This window comes from Arthrobacter glycogeni, from assembly GCF_054510815.1.
The window spans coordinates 40,148-57,080 of record NZ_JBTNDV010000019.1 but is presented as its reverse complement, the minus strand read 5'-3'; the positions used below and the strand labels follow the sequence as shown (position 1 = coordinate 57,080).

Annotated in this window: 9 protein-coding genes and 2 pseudogenes; 7 read left to right on the top strand and 4 right to left on the bottom strand. The window is 65.0% G+C overall.

Annotated features, from left to right (window positions below):
* Positions 1–332, bottom strand: a pseudogene (locus ACX80G_RS16430) (HNH endonuclease); the annotation flags it as partial.
* 251 nt (positions 333–583) lie between these two features.
* Here ACX80G_RS16430 and ACX80G_RS16425 point away from each other — a divergent pair.
* Positions 584–1,375: pseudogene (locus ACX80G_RS16425) on the top strand (transposase).
* Between the two features lie 105 nt (positions 1,376–1,480).
* On the opposite strand, the gene ACX80G_RS16420 reads toward ACX80G_RS16425, so the two are convergent.
* The gene (locus tag ACX80G_RS16420; RefSeq protein ID WP_459309029.1) at positions 1,481–4,936 is read right to left on the bottom strand and encodes a bifunctional proline dehydrogenase/L-glutamate gamma-semialdehyde dehydrogenase; all 3,456 of its coding nucleotides are present in this window, start codon (positions 4,934–4,936) and stop codon (positions 1,481–1,483) included.
* A 290-nt stretch (positions 4,937–5,226) separates the two neighbouring features.
* On the opposite strand from ACX80G_RS16420, the gene leuS reads away from it, so the two are divergent.
* From leuS to holA, 5 genes are all read left to right on the top strand, one after another.
* Positions 5,227–7,752, top strand: a complete 2,526-nt coding sequence (leuS, locus tag ACX80G_RS16415; RefSeq protein WP_459309028.1) for a leucine--tRNA ligase — start codon at positions 5,227–5,229, stop codon at positions 7,750–7,752.
* A gap of 3 nt (positions 7,753–7,755) precedes the next feature.
* Entirely contained in the window at positions 7,756–8,826 is a 1,071-nt protein-coding gene (locus ACX80G_RS16410; protein WP_459309026.1) for a DegV family protein, read from the top strand.
* A gap of 73 nt (positions 8,827–8,899) precedes the next feature.
* The gene (locus ACX80G_RS16405) at positions 8,900–9,880 is read left to right on the top strand and encodes a ComEA family DNA-binding protein (RefSeq protein ID WP_459309024.1); all 981 of its coding nucleotides are present in this window, start codon (positions 8,900–8,902) and stop codon (positions 9,878–9,880) included.
* A 25-nt stretch (positions 9,881–9,905) separates the two neighbouring features.
* A complete protein-coding gene (locus ACX80G_RS16400) occupies positions 9,906–12,530 on the top strand; it encodes a ComEC/Rec2 family competence protein (RefSeq protein ID WP_459309022.1) in 2,625 nt (874 codons plus the stop codon).
* An 89-nt stretch (positions 12,531–12,619) separates the two neighbouring features.
* Positions 12,620–13,636, top strand: coding sequence for a DNA polymerase III subunit delta (holA, locus tag ACX80G_RS16395; protein WP_459309020.1), 1,017 nt, complete (start codon positions 12,620–12,622; stop codon positions 13,634–13,636).
* A 228-nt stretch (positions 13,637–13,864) separates the two neighbouring features.
* Here the strand turns inward: holA and rpsT are convergent, their stop codons facing one another.
* Both rpsT and ACX80G_RS16385 read right to left on the bottom strand, forming a co-directional pair.
* The gene (gene rpsT, locus ACX80G_RS16390; protein ID WP_459260271.1) at positions 13,865–14,125 is read right to left on the bottom strand and encodes a 30S ribosomal protein S20; all 261 of its coding nucleotides are present in this window, start codon (positions 14,123–14,125) and stop codon (positions 13,865–13,867) included.
* Positions 14,126–14,383: 258 nt separating this feature from the next.
* Positions 14,384–14,731 (bottom strand): type II toxin-antitoxin system PemK/MazF family toxin, encoded by a 348-nt coding sequence (locus ACX80G_RS16385; RefSeq protein WP_459309018.1) that lies wholly within the window; start codon positions 14,729–14,731, stop codon positions 14,384–14,386.
* 347 nt (positions 14,732–15,078) lie between these two features.
* Here ACX80G_RS16385 and lepA point away from each other — a divergent pair, with 347 nt between their 5' ends.
* Positions 15,079–16,932 carry a translation elongation factor 4 gene (gene lepA, locus ACX80G_RS16380; RefSeq protein ID WP_459309016.1) on the top strand — a complete coding sequence of 618 codons (1,854 nt, stop codon included), beginning with the start codon at positions 15,079–15,081 and terminating at the stop codon, positions 16,930–16,932.
* Position 16,933: the final 1 nt, after the last annotated feature.

Sequence of the window (16,933 nt, the reverse complement as noted above, 5' to 3'; positions counted from 1 at the left end):
TGCGCATCAACCCAGGAACGCAACCCTCCCAGATCCTTAATCAGGTCCAGGGTCCGCCCCGCATCCAGGCCGACCACCGCCGCCACAGCCACCCCGCCCATCAACGCCGGCCGATCAGCTGACGCTTCCCGATCAGCCGCCGGGGCGGTCCACACCGCGCCGACGCCCAACGGACCACCCGGACCATACCCACCAGACGCCCCGCCAGACGTCCCCGACGAACCGCCCGAAGCCCCCGCGGCGGTATTCGCGGGCCCGCCGGTCGAGCCGGAATCCGCGCCGGATTCGGGAGGGTATCCCGTTCCGGTAGGAGAAGCTGTACTGCTTTTCATACCTTCATTCCATCATCGGGCACTGACAAAATAAGGTCCGTGGGAAGCCATCCGGAAAAGAATTTTGAACTATTTTTCGCGGCCCGGTCACAGCCCACAGGGGGCGTGCACGAAACCCCACAACCCACCCGCCGAGGCGTCAGATCGGGCGACTCACACGCCCAATCACCCACCAGATCTCACTGGGGTTAGCCTCTGTTGGTGGACACCTGAAGTAGCGGGATCCTTGGATTCTGCGGGAAGGTGTTCTTGTGAGCACAACACGACGTAAATTTACCCCGGAGTATCGGCGGGAGGCGGCTCGCTTGGTGATCGATACCGGGCGGCCGGTCGCGCCGGTGGCTCGGGAGTTGGGGCTCGGTGAGCAACTCTTGGGCCGGTGGGTGGCCCAGGAGCGAGCCCGTATGGAGGCCCCGGAGAAGTCGGCGGCGATGGAGGTAGAGGCATCGGAGCTAGAGCGTTTACGACGGGAGAACGCGCAGCTGCGAATGAACGATGAGTTCTTGGGAAAAGCCGCAGCCTTCTTCGCTTCCAAGCAACAGAGTCGGAATGCTTCGAACTGATGCAGGCGCAGAAGGCCAACTATCCGGTTGCACGAATGGCCCGGCTTTTACGCGTGTCTCGATCCGGTTTCTACGCTTGGCGGCGCCGGATCCTCGATGGTGGCTCCACCCGAAGATCAGATCAAACCAACCTTGATGAGTTGGTTCGGCAGGTCCACCTCGACTCGAACGGGACGTATGGGGCTCCGCGGATTCGGACGGTGCTGGCTAGGAACGGGACCGGTGTTGATCGGAAAACTGTTGCCGCATCGATGCGGCGCCAGGGTTACGATGCAGGAATCCCTTTGGTCAACGCTCAAAGCCGAGTTCTACGACCGGCGCCGCTGGGCGACACGACACGCAGCGATCCAGGCGACCGGTAGATGGATCGAAGAGTTCTACAACCGCATCCGCCTCCACTCAGCGCTGAGCTACACGACTCCCGTGGAACACGAACAATTTCTCACCACAGCAAAGCCTCAGCCGGCACAAGCCGCCTGACCAACTGTCCACGACTTGCGGACAACCCCAATCACGGTTCGGCGAAGGGGAGGGTACGGAGGGGGTTGAGGAGGGGTAGAAGGGGAGTCGAGTCGAACGAATCCGCTAGGCGAGCACAGTGTGCGACACGTTGTCCGGGTTGCCGAACCGGTGAGCAGTGATGCTCACCGCCTGCTCGTGCAGGAACGGCAGCATCTCAAGGCGCCCCGATTCGGTAACCGGTCCTGCATAGATGGCCACGTCCGGATCACCCAACGTCGCAGCACACAGGTCCGAATAGCCGCCGCCCACCAGCCGCACCCGGCCGAGACCAGCTGCCGGCGCGTGCGCCAGCCAGGCGGCGTCGTCCTCAACACCATGATCCACGGCGTGCGCCGACAACACAGCAGTCAGCGCAGGCGGCAGGGAATGGGCAGACGACACCCGCAGCGTCGCTCCTGTACGCAGCCCGGCGGCAAGCACCCGAACCAACGACGCCAGGGTTCCCTGCTCGTTGAGACGGACCGTCACCGCACCAGGAACGTACCGGAACTCATTGCGTTCCACCCCGAGCCCCGACACATCACGGTTGGCGCCGAAGGACTTCACCCAGTGGCGCTGATCGTCGGCCGTCGCACGGGCCAGGAAGCCCTGGTCGACGGCGGGAATGTCGGCAGCGTGCAACAGGTCCCGGACCGGTGCGCTCAGCGGCGCATGGACATTTCCCGGGTGCAGCTCGACGGGCTTCCAGCTGCCGAGGTGCATCAGGTAATTGGGGCCGCCGGCCTTCGCGCCGGGTCCAACTGCCGACCGCTTCCAGCCGCCAAAGGGCTGACGCTGCACGATGGCGCCGGTGATGCCGCGGTTGACGTAAAGGTTTCCGGCCTGCACTGCGTCCAGCCACAGGGCCAACTCATCGCTATCCATGGTGTGGATGCCCGCCGTCAGACCGTAGGCACTGGCGTTCTGCCATTCAATCGCCTGTTCCAGCGAATCGGCGTGCATCACGCCCAGCACCGGACCAAAAAACTCGGTGAGATGAAAGTAGCTGCCGGGTTTCACCCCCGCCCGGACGCCCGGGCTCCAGAGCCGTCCGGTGTCGTCGAGCTGCTGCGGTTTGACCAGCCAGGTCTCGCCGTCGCCGAGCGTGGTCAGCGCATCACGAAGCTTTCCTTCGGCTGGCTCGATGACCGGGCCCATTTCGGTGGCCGCGTCGTGGGGGTACCCCACCTTCAGGGATGCCACGGCGTCGACCAGCTGGTTGCGGAACCGCGCCGATCGCCCAGCCGACCCCACCAGAATCACCAAGGATGCCGCAGAACACTTCTGCCCGGCATGACCGAACGCCGACTTGACGACGTCGGCGGCCGCCAGATCGAGGTCCGAGCTGGGCGTCACAATCAACGCGTTCTTGCCGCTGGTTTCAGCGAGCAGGGGCAGGTCATGCCGCCAGCTGCGGAACAGCTTCGCGGTGTCGTGCGCCCCGGTGAGGATCACCCGGTCCACCGACGGATGGGAGATGAGGTGCTGGCCCACAGGGCCCTCCTCGACGTCAGCGAAGTGCAACACCTCGCGGGGGACTCCTGCGTCCCACAGCGCCTGCACGAGAACCGCAGCACAGCGCTTCGCCTGCGGTGCAGGCTTGACGACGACGGCGCTGCCCGCCGCCAACGGGGCAAGGGCAGACCCGGCCGCGATGGCCACCGGGAAGTTCCACGGCGGAGTCACCACGGTCAGACCGGCCGGAACAAACTCGGCACCCTCGACCTGGTCCAACTCCTCGGCGAGGAGCGCGTAATAGTTGGCGAAGTCGATTGCCTCGGAAATCTCCGGGTCGGACTCGGCGACTGTCTTGCCGGTCTCGCTGGCCGCAACCTCCACCAGGTCCCCGCGGATCGCCGCGAGCCGCGCCGCCGCGTTCCGCAGCACCACTGCCCGTTCGGCTCCGGTCCGGGACGCCCAGCCGACCTGGCCCGCGAGCGCCGCCACGATGGTACGGTCGACGTCGTCGTTCGTGTCCAGCCAAGACGCCTCCACTAGCTCAACCCCGAGGAATGACCCCGGAACCCGCTCAAGGATTGCTGTCGCCCAGTCCCTGATCACCGGGAGAGACGGGTCGGAGTCGGCCTGGTTGGCGAACTCACCGGGGACCGACTCCACGAACCGGTCGACAGTCTGCGCGCGGTTCGGTCCTGGCACAGCGGTGTCCACAGCGGCCAGCGAATCGAGGAAGCGCTGCTTCTCCCGTTCGAACAGCTGGGGATTCTTGTTCAACTCGAAAACAGCCGACATGAAGTTTTCCTGGCTGGCATTCTCCTCGAGCCGACGGATCAGGTAGCTGATGGCGACGTCGAACTGGGCCGGGTGCACCACCGGCGTGTACAGCAGGAGAGAGCCAACATCCTTCTTGATCTCTTCGGCCTGCTCCTCCGCCATCCCAAGCAGCATTTCGAACTCGATCCGGTCCTCCACCCCGCGGGCGAGCGACAGCAGGCGCGCGAAAGCGATGTCGAACAGGTTGTGGCCGGCCACACCGATCCTGACCGCCTCAGCGTTCTCGGGGCGCAACGCCCAGTCAAGGCACCGCTTGTAGTTGGTGTCGGTCGCTTCCTTCGATGGCAGGGTGGCGGCCGCCCACCCGTGGACCGTCGCATCAACCAGTTCCATGGCCAGGTTGGCTCCCTTGACGAGCCTGACCTTGACGGCCGAGCCGCCGTCTGCCCGGCGCGCGGTGGCCCACTCAGTGAGGTCCTGCAGCGCCCCGAGCGCATCGGGCAGGTAGGCCTGCAGCACGATTCCGGCCTCGAGGTGCGTGAGGTCCGCAGTGCCGAGGATGCGTTTGAACACCGCGACGGTCAGATCGAGGTCGTGGTATTCCTCCATGTCGAGGTTGATGAACTTCGGCGCTGGCGACGACGCAGCCAGCCGGTACAGGGGAAGGAGCCGCTCGGCGACCCGCTCCACCGTCTCGTGGAAGTCCCACAGGTTCATGGTGCTCACCACGGACGACACCTTGATCGAGACGTAGTCGACATCGTCGCGGGCCAGCAGTTTCCTGGTCCCTGCGAGGCGGGCGTCGGCTTCCTCGTTGCCGAGCACCGCTTCACCGAGCAAATTGATGTTGAGCCGGATCGATTCGCCCCTGAGCCCGGCAATCGCCTTGCCCAGTTTGTGGGGCCGGGCGTCGACGATGAGGTGTCCCACCATTTCGCGCAGCACCCGCTGCGCCACGGGCACCACGATGCCGGGCAGGGCCGGAGCAAGTGCTCCGCCGAGTTTGACGGCGCCGCGCATGTACCAGGGGAGGAACGACGGCGTCTGCCGGGCCAGTTTCGACAGGTTCCGTGCAGCGACTGCGTTGTCTTCGGGCCGGATGACCCTGTCGACGAAGCCGAGCGTGAACTGCAGTCCGGCGTCGTCCTTCAGGACTTCGGCGAGGAGCTGCGCCGATCGTGACCCGCGGGTGACGGTGGGCTCGGGGCGGCGGGCGTCGTCCAGGTGCAGCCAGCGGCGTACCAGGGCGACGGCGTCGTCACCCACGGCTGCGGGAGCGGGATCAGCGGTGGGAAAGCGTTGTGTCATGCGATCGTGCCTCACAATGCGACGGGCCACTGCAATCGGATCCTGAGTCAGGTGGTATTCCCCTTGCGGGGCCGGTGGCCGATCAGCCGGGGGCGCATTCCGCCTCGGCATGGTAGGCCGCGCGATGCGGGCGCGGGTACCAGAAACATCGTAACCCGCGTCGCGGGTCGCGGGTGCCAATCTGCGCTAGAGTGGTCGAATGTCTGTAGTACAACTCCTTAGCTAGCCGTACGGTCGACCGTGCGGCATGCCCCTCCCTGGACGAGGGGCTTTTGTGTGTCTAGGGGCAATTGATCAAGAGGACAGGGCAAACGACAGTGAGCACGCAAGCCGACGCCGGGCAACCGGACGAGAACACCTATAACTTCGCCGACATCGAAGCCCGGTGGCCCGCGGAGTGGGACCGGCTCCAGCCGTTCAAGCCTGCCGACGACGGATCCCGGGAACGACGCTACGTCCTTGACATGTTCCCGTACCCCTCCGGCGACCTGCACATGGGTCACGCCGAAGCGTTCGCGATGGGCGACGTCGTCGCCCGCTACTACCGTCAGCTGGGCTTCGACGTCCTCCACCCGATTGGCTGGGACTCGTTCGGGCTGCCCGCCGAGAACGCCGCCATCCAGCGCAACGCCCACCCGTCCGAGTGGACCTATACGAACATCGAGACGCAGGCCAACTCGTTTCGGCGTTACGCGATTAGTGTCGACTGGTCGCGGCGGCTGCACACGTCCGACCCGGGGTACTACCAGTGGACGCAGTGGCTGTTCGTGCGTTTCTTCGAAAAGGGCCTCGCCTACCGCAAGGACTCACCGGTCAACTGGTGCCCCAAAGACCAGACAGTGCTGGCCAACGAGCAGGTAGTCAACGGCGCCTGCGAGCGCTGTGGCACCCCCGTCACCAAGAAAAGCCTGAACCAGTGGTACTTCAAGATCACCGACTACGCGGACCGCCTGCTCGATGACATGGACCAGCTGCAGGGTCACTGGCCCGAACGGGTGTTGGCCATGCAGCGCAACTGGATCGGCCGCTCCGAGGGTGCCCGTGTTGACTTTGTCGTCGAGGCAGCTGAAGGAGCGCCGGCGCAGAGCGTCCCCGTGTTCACCACCCGTCCCGACACGCTGCACGGTGCCACGTTCTTTGTGGTGGCAGCTGATGCGCCGCTGGCCCTGGATCTGGTCACCGAGGCCCACCGGGCTGAGCTGGAAGAGTACCGGGAGGGGATTAAATCCCTGTCGGAGATCGAGCGCCAGTCCACTGAGCGGGAAAAAACCGGCGTGTTTATCGGGCGCTGGGCCATCAACCCCCTGAACGGTGAGAAGCTGCCGGTCTGGGCCGCCGACTATGTGTTGGCCGACTACGGGACCGGAGCCATCATGGCCGTCCCCGCCCACGACCAGCGTGACCTCGATTTCGCGAAGGCGTTCAACCTGCCGGTGAGGATGGTCGTCGACACGGGTGCTGATAACCCTGCCGCATCGGGAGTCGCGACTACTGGCCCCGGCACGCTGGTGAACTCCGGCGAACTGGACGGGCTGGGCAAAGACGAAGCGATCGCCCGCGCCATTGAACTGGTGGCCGAACAGGGCACCGGCGAACAGACGGTCAACTACCGGCTGCGCGACTGGCTGCTGTCCCGGCAGCGGTTCTGGGGCACCCCGATCCCCATCATTCACTGCTCAACGTGCGGCGAAGTGCCGGTCCCCGACGACCAGCTGCCTGTCACCCTGCCCGAGGACCTGCGCGGCGGGGATCTCTCCCCGAAGGGCACCTCACCGCTGGCCGCGGTCGAGGAATGGGTGAACGTGTCCTGCCCCCAGTGCGCGGGGCCCGCCAAACGGGACACCGACACGATGGACACGTTCGTCGATTCGTCCTGGTATTTTCTGAGGTTCGCCTCACCGGAGACCACCGATGCACCATTCGACACGGATGCGGTCAACCGCTGGCTGCCCGTGGGTCAGTACGTGGGCGGCGTCGAGCACGCCATCCTACACCTGCTGTACAGCAGGTTCTTCACCAAGGTGCTGTTCGATCTGGGACTCATCGGGTTCATCGAACCGTTCGCCGCACTGTTGAATCAGGGGCAGGTACTTAACGGCGGCAAAGCCATGAGCAAGTCGCTGGGCAATGGTGTTGACCTGAGCCAGCAGCTGGACAAGTTTGGTGTCGACGCGATCCGGCTGACCATGGTCTTCGCTTCCCCGCCCGAGGACGACGTCGACTGGGCGGACGTCTCGCCGTCGGGCTCCTCGAAGTTCCTCGCCCGCGCCTGGCGCCTCGGCCCGGACGTCACGAGCGCGCCCGGCGTCGACGTCTCGGCTGGTGACCGTGCGCTGCGGTCGATCACCCACCGGACCGTGGCCGACAGCGCGGCATTGCTGCGGAGCAACAAGTTCAACGTGGTCATTGCCCGTGTGATGGAACTGGTCAACGCAACCCGCAAGGCCATCGACTCGGGCGTCGGCGGTGCCGACCCGGCCGTTCGTGAAGCCACCGAGGCCGTTGCAGTGATCCTGAGCCTGTTCGCCCCCTACACGGCCGAGGATCTGTGGAACCGGCTGGGACACCCGGCGTCGGTGGCGACAGCGGGCTGGCCCGCCGTCGACGAGACACTACTGGTACAGGACACGGTGGTCGCCGTCGTGCAAGTGCAGGGCAAGGTCCGGGATCGCCTCGAGGTTTCACCGGACATTACCGAGGAAGCGCTGCGGGAACTGGCGCTGGCCAGTGCTCCCATCCAGAAGACCCTTGACGGTAGGGGAATTCGGACCATCATTGTGCGGGCTCCGAAGCTGGTCAATATCGTTCCGGAGTGACCCATGCCTCCCGTTCAAGCAGTGCAGCCTCACCCGGTTCACGCCGCACCGGTTCACGCCGTAGCGGTCCAGCGTGAACCGTCGGCGCCGCCGAAACCCGGCCCTCCCGGTTGGTATCCGATGAGGTGGCTTGAGCGGCTGTGGGTCCGGCCGTCGGGTGCACGGGCCACGCCCCAGACCGCCGTGAAGCCCCGGATTGCCGTGGTGACCGATTCGGCCGCGGCGCTACCGCCCGGCTGGCTGGCCGAGGGCGGGGCGGCGCACGGCGTCGTCGTGGTGCCGATGCCGGTGATGATTGCCGGCCGGATCTTCGGTGAGGGGACCGACGATCTCACCGGACCGCTCTCCGTCGCGTTAGCCGAAGGGGCCGAGGTGCGCACCTCACGGCCATCGCCCGGACAGTTCGAAGGCGTGTACCGAAGGTTGGAAGCCGAGGGCGCAACGGGCATTCTCTCCGTGCACCTTTCGGCTGACCTGTCGGGTACCACCGACGCAGCACGGTTCGCGGCCGCCGCGGTGTCGATTCCGGTCGAGGTTGTCGACTGCCGGACGGTCGGTATGGCGATGGGGTTCGGTGTAGCCGCCGCGCAAGCCGGTGGGCGCGACGGTCTTGACCTGGCCAGCGCAGCGGCGGTGACGAAGGCCGTCTGCGATTCGTCGACCCTGCGGTTCCTGGTGCCGAGCCTTGAACAACTGCGCAAGGGCGGCCGGATCGGCGCAGCAGCCAGCGTGCTTGGCACCCTCTTGGCGGTAAAACCCATCCTCAGTGTTCAGGAGGGCAAGGTCCTTCCGCTCGAAAAGGTGAGGTCCACTGCCAAGGCAACGGCACGCCTCATCGATTTGGTGGAGGCAGACATTGCTGGACGGTCCGAAGCGGTGGTGGCGTTCCATTACTTCGGCAATCACACGCAGGTGGCGGAGCTCGCGACGACGCTGCAGCACCGCCACCCCGAGGTGCGCACAGTCCTGGCCCAGTTGCCAGCTGTGCTTGCGGCCCACACCGGTCTGGGCGTCATCGCGATCGCCGTAGCCGGACGGATTGGCGACGCCGACCGGCCCTCCACAGCCCCCTGAGTTCCACTGGGATTACCCACATAACCTGACGCCGCACCCCCGTAATTCGTCGGGGAATCCTAGGCTCAGCAGCATGGCACAACACCGCTGGGCGACCAGCCCTCCGTCCCGCGGCAGGATCAGCGCATGGCAGAATCCGCCAGATCCCGTACAGGACGTTGACGGTCCAGAAGATCTTGAGACGCCGGAAAATGTTGTGACCTTAGACAATGTTGAGACCCTGGACGGTCCGCGGCCGCCACCTCGGGGAGGCCGCCGGTGGGCGGTTGGACGTGGCGCGTCGCTGGTGGTGCTTGGTCTGACGCTCTCCATCGCCTTCGGTCTCTTTGTTCTGCGCGGTGCCCCATCGCCGGAGGTGACCTCGGTGGCGTTCGACGCGCCAGCCAGTAGCCAACCCGGAACGGGCGGCGCCTTAGGTTCGTCTGGAGCGCCCTCGTCTGGAGCGCCCTCGTCTGGTGTACCTCCGCAGGGGGAGCGGGTGGGAAGCGGATCAACTGGTGGATTGTCGCCGCCTGCGCCGTCCCAGGGAACCGCCGATACGGCCGAAGACGCAGTCCAGCAGGTTCTCCTAGTTCACGTTGCCGGGGCCGTAGCTCGCCCGGGTGTGGTGGAGCTGGCATCGGGTTCTCGAGCATTTGAAGCGCTGGATTTGGCAGGCGGAGCGTTGCCTGAGGCCGATCTCGCCGCGATTAACCTGGCCGCGCCCGTGCAGGACGGCCAACAGATCAGGGTTCCGCTGCACGGTGAGGTCCCGCCCAATGGGCCGCCACCTCTAGGTTCCGGCGACGCCGGTGGCGCTGGTGGCGGCCCTGCGGCGGGCGGCCCTGAAGCCCCGCCTCCTGTCGGCCCGATGGGTTCACCGGGGATGGTGAACATCAACACGGCCGATCTTGATGAGCTCGAAACACTTCCGCGGATTGGCCCCGTCCTCGCAGAGCGCATCCTCCAATGGCGGACCGACCACGGGGGGTTTACCAGGCCCGAAGACCTCGACGCCGTCCCAGGTATCGGCGAAGCGATGCTCGCGGCCCTGCTCCCCGTGGTGACAGTGTGACGGGCCCGCGTCGACGGGGTACGAGATGAGAACCCGCAGGGCCTGGACAAGGTATCTTCAGGCGGCCACCGAGCCGCCCCAATCACGGCGCGACTCGGTGGATCAGATTCCTGAGCGCCGCTCCGGCTGGTTAGCCCTACCCGGCTGGGTCTCGCTGTCCGGCCGGGCCGCGATAGCTGGACGGTTGACGAAGTGGAAGGAGCGTCTGGCACCGGACTCCCCGACACCTCGCACCGAACCAGGGACCGGGGATTTTCGCCTTCTGCCAGCTACTGCAGTGGCCTGGGCTACCGCAGCGGGGGTGACACGGCTCGACGCCGCTGCAGCCTTCCTCTGTGCTGGAGTCTTGGCGGTGTTGGCCGCGTGTTCCGGGATTGGCTGTTTCGTTCCCGTCGGAATGAGGCGGATCAGACTAGTAGTCCTCTGGTGTGTGGTGCCTTTGGCTACTGCAGCGGTGGTCGCCGTGTCGGCCGCCGCCGCAGTTGAGGCCCGCACCATGGGGCCGGTGCTCTCAGCCGTGCACGAGCGGGCGTCCATCACCGCGGTCCTCGAGGCAACCTCGGATGCCGTCCTGATCAGCCCCGACCGGTTCACGGGGGCGGACCGGTTCCTTGTTGAGGCGGCGCTGATAGCCGGCACGGTCAACGGGACCCAATTCGCTGCACACACCCCGGTGGTGGTAATCGGGCCGGCATCCTGGCACCGGGTCACCTCCTCAGACTCGATTAAAACCGCGGGGCGTCTCCTGCCAACGGAACCAGGAGACCGGGCAGTCGCCTTACTCATGGCTGAGACGAGCCCCCTGGTGCAGACGTCAGCAGATTGGACCACCTACCCGGCACAGGTGCGAAAGGATTTCGTGGAGCTGGCGTCGCGGCTGGCGGGGGAGGGTGGCCTCTTGCCGGGGATGGTCATCGGCGACCGTAGCACCCTTGACGAGCTAATTGAACAGGATATGCAGATCACCGGCCTGACCCACCTCACCGCGGTGAGCGGCGCCAACTGCACCTATGTGCTCGCGTTCGTTTTCCTCGGTGCCCGCGCCGTGGCCTTGCCCCGCCTGCCCGCGGCTGTGTTGGGAGTCCTTGCCCTGATCGGCTTCGTGATCCTGGTCAAGCCCGAACCAAGCGTGCTCCGCGCTGCCGTGATGGGAGGGCTCGGCGTGGCAGCGGTGCTAACCGGTCGTGGCAGGGTGCCGCTAGCTCTCCTGCTGCTGACCGTCGTCGTATTGCTCACGGCCGATCCATGGCTGACCGCCTCCTACGCATTCATGCTGTCGGTGACCGCGGCCTCCGGTCTGATCCTGTTTGGTCCGATACTGGCGACCAGGCTGGCCCGATTCATGCCGGCGCTTGCCGCCCGGCTCCTCGCCGTTCCGATTGCGGCTCAGCTGTTCTGTACTCCTATCGTGATCCTCCTGCAGCCCGCGCTACCGCTCTACTCGGTTCCCGCGAACTTGGCTGCCAGCCCGGTAGTGCCGGTGGTCACGATCCTTGGAATGGCAGCCGTGGTGTTGCTTGTCGTAGCTGAGCCCCTTGCCGTGCCGTTGGTCCTGGTGGCCGGATGGGGAGCCGGCTGGGTGGAAACGGTAGCGACATTCTTCAGCTCCGCACCGGCGGCGGCCCTGCCGTGGATGGGCGGTCCGTTGGGTGCGGTGCTCACCGGCGCCCTGTCGTTGGCGATAGTTCTGGCTGTCGTATTCAGCCCACGGCTGCGCGCGGTTTTCCGGAAACCGCACCAATCAGGTCGACGGGGCGGGCACCGACCGGGTGCCGGTCGAGGCAGGGCCTTCGCTGTGCTGTGGCTGGCGGCTGGCTGCGCGCTGGGCCTTGGCGCAGTGATGGTGTGGTCGTCAGGTCGCGGCACGGAGGGCGCCTGGCAAGTCGCCGCCTGCGATGTTGGCCAGGGCGACGCGTTTGTGCTGCGCACCGGTGAGCGGGAGGTGATTCTGGTCGACACCGGTCCGGAACCCGACGACGTCGACGCCTGCCTTGATCGCCTCGCTGTCACCACTGTGGAGCTCCTGGTCCCGACCCACCTGCACGCCGACCATTACGCAGGAATTGAAGGAGTTTTCAGGGACAGGTCGGTGGAGCGGATCCTCTACTCGTCCTCCGAGCCGGCTCTCCCCACAGCGGTCACGGCGGCCTCCTCTCAGCGCCCTTCGCCGGAGCGGCTGGTGGAGGGCATGCACGGAGAACACGGCGACGGTGGCTCCTATGGCCGTGTCAGCTGGACGGCGCTGTGGCCAAGTGCTGGTGCGCAGCTCGAATCGGAAAATAATTCTAGTGCGGTGTTGGAAGTCATCATCGATTCTCCAGACGGCGCCGACGTCGCGATCCTGATGACGGGTGATCTGGAGGAGGACGCTGCCCAATCGTTGCTGCGCGCCAACCCGGGTCTCGTGGAACGAGGAGTTGACATCCTCAAAGTCGCTCACCACGGTGCACCTAATGGCGGGCTGGAACTTGTCCACGCCGTTCGCCCCCAACTCGCCCTGATATCAGCTGGCCAGGACAACGACTACGGACACCCTCATCCGTCGATCGTCTCTGGACTGTCAGCGGCGGGGATTACTGTGGCAAGAACCGACGAGCTCGGGACGTTTCTCGTCTCGGTGCAGGACAACTTGTTGCGGATCCGGCGGTGACCACCGGATCCGCTTTGCCGTAGGTCCGGCCCGTGGCACAGTTGACACGTAGACCATCGATCCGCCCACCACTCAGCAGGAGCAACCGCGTGACGTCGAGGCAAGCCGCATCCCGTCGGGAACCAGCTGGCAGCTCGGGAATCCAGTGGCGGACAGTTGTGCCTGCGTCGGTAGTCCTGCTCAGCGGCCCGGAGGAGTACGCAGCGGGTCAGGCTGTCGAACGCATCCGCCGCAGCCTGCGCGATGCCCGTCCCGATCTTGAGGACGTGAAGCTGGACGCCGGTAAGTATGAGGCCGGTAATTTGACGATCCACGGCAGTCCTTCCCTTTTTGGCGAAGCTAAATTGATCGAGGTGAGTGGCCTCGCTCAAATGAACGACGACTTCCTGCAGGACGCACTCGGCTACCTCTCGGATCCAGCGCCCGACGTCGTCCTGGTGATGCACCACAGCGGCGGAAACCGCGGCAAGAAACTCCTGGACGCCGTCAAAGCGTCGGGGGCACCTGTCGTTGACTGCCAGCCGCTGAAGAAGGACTCGGACAAAACCGATTTCGTGGTCGAGGAATTCCGGGCCGCTGGGCGGCGGATCGGCGGTGGGGCACTGCGAGCCCTGGTGGCGGCCGTCGGCTCCCAGCTCGCCGAGTTAGCAGCAGCCTGTCAGCAACTGATCTCCGATACGGCAGGAGAAATTACCGAGGAGACGGTCGAAAAATACTATGGCGGCCGGGTCGAGGTGACCGGGTTCAAGGTGGCCGACGCGGCTTTGGCTGGCAGGGGAGGTCAGGCCCTCTCAATGCTTCGGCATGCTTTGGCCACTGGTGCCGATCCGGTACTGCTGACCGCGGCGCTGGCGATGAAGGTCAGGGCCGTGGCGAAGGTCCATCAGGTGCGGGGGAGCTCAGCCCACTTGGCCAAAGAACTGGGGATGGCACCCTGGCAGGTAGATCAGGCCCGACGCGACGCCCAGCGGTGGAGCCCCGAGGCGCTGGTGCTGTGCATCCAGGTCCTTGCAGAGGCCGACGCCCAGGTGAAAGGCGCGTCACGGGATCCGGTGTACGCCGTCGAGCAGGCCGTCACCATGATTGCCCTCGCTGGCCGCGGCTAGTTTCCATCCCGACCCCACCCCGACCCCACCCCGGCCCAACACCCCGGCACCCCACCCCTCCGCCGAACCGTGCGGTCTGGCGGGTCGCCAGACGTAACCGCTCGGCGCACGGCGTTCGGCGCAGGGCGGTGGGTGAACGGAGGGTGAGGTTGAGGGCCCGCCCGTTAAACGACAGATGGCCGACCCGAAGGCCAGCCATCTGGAAAACGTCGAACAGTCGATCTCTGGTTAGAGAGCGTTGACCTTCTTCGAGATCGCGGACTTGTGGTTCGCCGCGTTGTTCTTGTGCACGACACCCTTGCTGACAGCCTTGTCCAGCTTGCGGCTTGCCGACTGGAGGGCGCTGGTAGCGGCTTCCTTATCGGCCGAGCCGATCGCAGTGTTGACGGCGCGGATAGCCGTCTTCAACTCGGACTTCACCGAGTTGTTGCGCTGACGTGCCTTCTCGTTGGTGAGAATGCGCTTTTTCTGGGACTTGATATTTGCCACGTATTTAGAACTCTCTTTGTATTGCGGACTGGTCGTGAGGGTAATTCAGTTCAACCAATGACTGAGCGGCGTGGGGATACCGTAGGCGATTGGACTAAAGTGCCCGTCGACCTGCGCGGACACACAGCTGTCTAGATTACCAGAGATGCCGGGATTAGTCCCGGCGGCGAGTCTGTCCGAGCGCGGCGGCACCGTCGAAAGATACGGCAACGTCAAGGGGTGGCGGCACCAAAGAAAGATGGAGGCACCGTCGAACGATCAGCCCAGCCGCGCCGCAACACGATCAAATTGCGCCCGCGGGAGCACCGCGCCGATTCGGCGGACATCGCCAGGGGCCAGTTGGATGATCCGATCGGTCCTGACCTCGCTGGGTCGTCTCTGCACATCCCAGGAGCCGGACCCGATGTCGACGTAGGCTGGATCCGACCTCGCCGAATCGTTCCGATTGCGACTGGTCAATATCAGGCCCAGCAACCTGCCGCGGTTTTCCCCGATCAGCAGGACGGGACGGTCCTTGCCCTGTCGGTGATCCTCTTCGTAGGGCACCCAGGCCCAGACGATCTCGCCGGCATCCGGGACATTGTCGGCCCGGGGGGCGTAACTCACGCGAGGGGTCCCGGTGAAATCACCGGGATAGGCGGTCGGCTTGCGGGCAACCCCCGACGGCCGCGTCGGGGGTTGCAACAGCCGGATGGCAGAACGGGCTAGTCGCAGTAGGGAACGGGCATCGAAGGGCATGCGGTCAAGGATACAGTTCGGGTTCCTAAGCAATTCAAGATCAGTCGCCAGCTCGTGGGAGACTGTTAACCGAGCTGGTTTTACGTGACCGGCTGAAGAGGTAAGTTCACCTCGCTCCGAACCCGGCAGTTGTTGCTGAAACCAGTTGCTGCTGAGACGGCCGCTACGCAGCAGCCCTTTCGCAACAGCCCTTCCGCAACAGTAAGGAATGTCCTGTGTCACCGAAGGCCCGCACCTCACCGGTGCCCGCCGCCACTGATCCGGCGATCATCAGAAACTTTTGCATCATTGCCCATATTGATCACGGGAAGTCCACCCTGGCGGATCGGATGCTGCAGCTCACCGGCGTCGTCGAGCAGCGGGACATGAAGGCCCAGTACCTGGACCGGATGGACATTGAGCGCGAACGGGGCATCACCATCAAATCCCAGGCCGTCAGGCTGCCGTGGGAGCTCGATGGCGTGAGTCACGCACTGAACATGATCGACACCCCCGGTCACGTTGACTTCACCTACGAGGTGTCACGGTCGCTCGCGGCCTGCGAAGGGGCGATCCTGCTGGTCGACGCCGCCCAGGGGATCGAGGCCCAGACCCTGGCCAACCTTTACCTGGCGATGGAAAACAACCTGACGATCATTCCGGTCCTGAACAAGATTGACCTCCCCGCAGCCCAGCCCGAAAAGTACGCCGCTGAGCTGGCCAACCTGATCGGCGGTGACCCCGACGACGTCCTCCGGGTCTCCGGGAAGACCGGCATGGGAGTCGAGGCACTCCTTGACAAGATTGTCAGGGATCTTCCCCCTCCCGTCGGCGACCCCAACGCACCCGCCCGGGCCATGATCTTTGACTCGGTCTACGACACCTACCGCGGCGTCGTGACCTACGTTCGTGTGGTCGACGGCATGCTGCACCCCCGCGAGCGGATCCAGATGATGTCCACCCGTGCCAGCCACGAACTCCTGGAGATTGGAGTCAGCTCCCCGGAGCCCACGCCGTCCAGGGGACTCGGCGTCGGCGAAGTGGGCTACCTCATCACCGGGGTGAAAGATGTCAGGCTTTCCAAGGTGGGCGACACGGTCACCAACCTGGCCAAGCCGGCACAGGCGTCCCTCCCCGGTTACGCTGATGCCAAACCGATGGTCTTCTCCGGCCTGTACCCGCTGGACGGCACCGATTACCCGGTGCTCCGCGATGCGCTGGAAAAACTGATGCTCAACGATGCGGCCCTCGTGTACGAGCCGGAGACCTCCGCGGCCCTCGGCTTCGGTTTCCGGGTCGGGTTCCTCGGACTCCTGCATCTGGAAATTACCCGTGAGCGGCTTGAGCGTGAGCACAACCTGAACCTGATCTCCACCGCCCCCAACGTCGAGTACCAGGTGACGCTTGAGGACAGGAAGCTCATCCACGTGACCAACCCCAGCGAATATCCCACGGGCAAGATCGCCGAGGTCCGCGAGCCGATGGTCGCGGCAACGATCCTCGCCCCCACCGAGTTTGTCGGGTCCATTATGGAGCTGTGCCAGAGCCGGCGCGGCGTCATGGGCGGAATGGATTATCTTTCGGAGGATCGGGTGGAAATCCGTTACCGCCTGCCACTGGCTGAGATCGTGTTCGACTTCTTTGACATCCTCAAGTCCAGGACCAGGGGCTACGGTTCACTGGATTGGAAGGCCGACGGCGATCAGGTCGCCGACCTGGTGAAGGTCGACATCATGCTGCAGGGCGAGCAGGTCGACGCGTTCTCCGCCATCACCCACCGCGATAAGGCATACGCCTACGGCGTGATGATGACCGGTAAACTGCGCGAGCTCATCCCGCGCCAGCAATTCGAGGTGCCCATCCAGGCGGCCATCGGTTCACGGATCATCGCCCGGGAAAGCATCAGGGCCATCCGTAAGGACGTTCTCGCCAAATGCTATGGCGGCGATATCACCCGCAAGCGCAAGTTGCTGGAGAAGCAGAAGGAAGGCAAGAAGCGGATGAAGATGGTGGGACGCGTCGAGGTCCCCCAGGAAGCCTTCATCGCCGCCCTGACCACCGACGAATCCAAGGACAAGGTCAAAAAGTAGC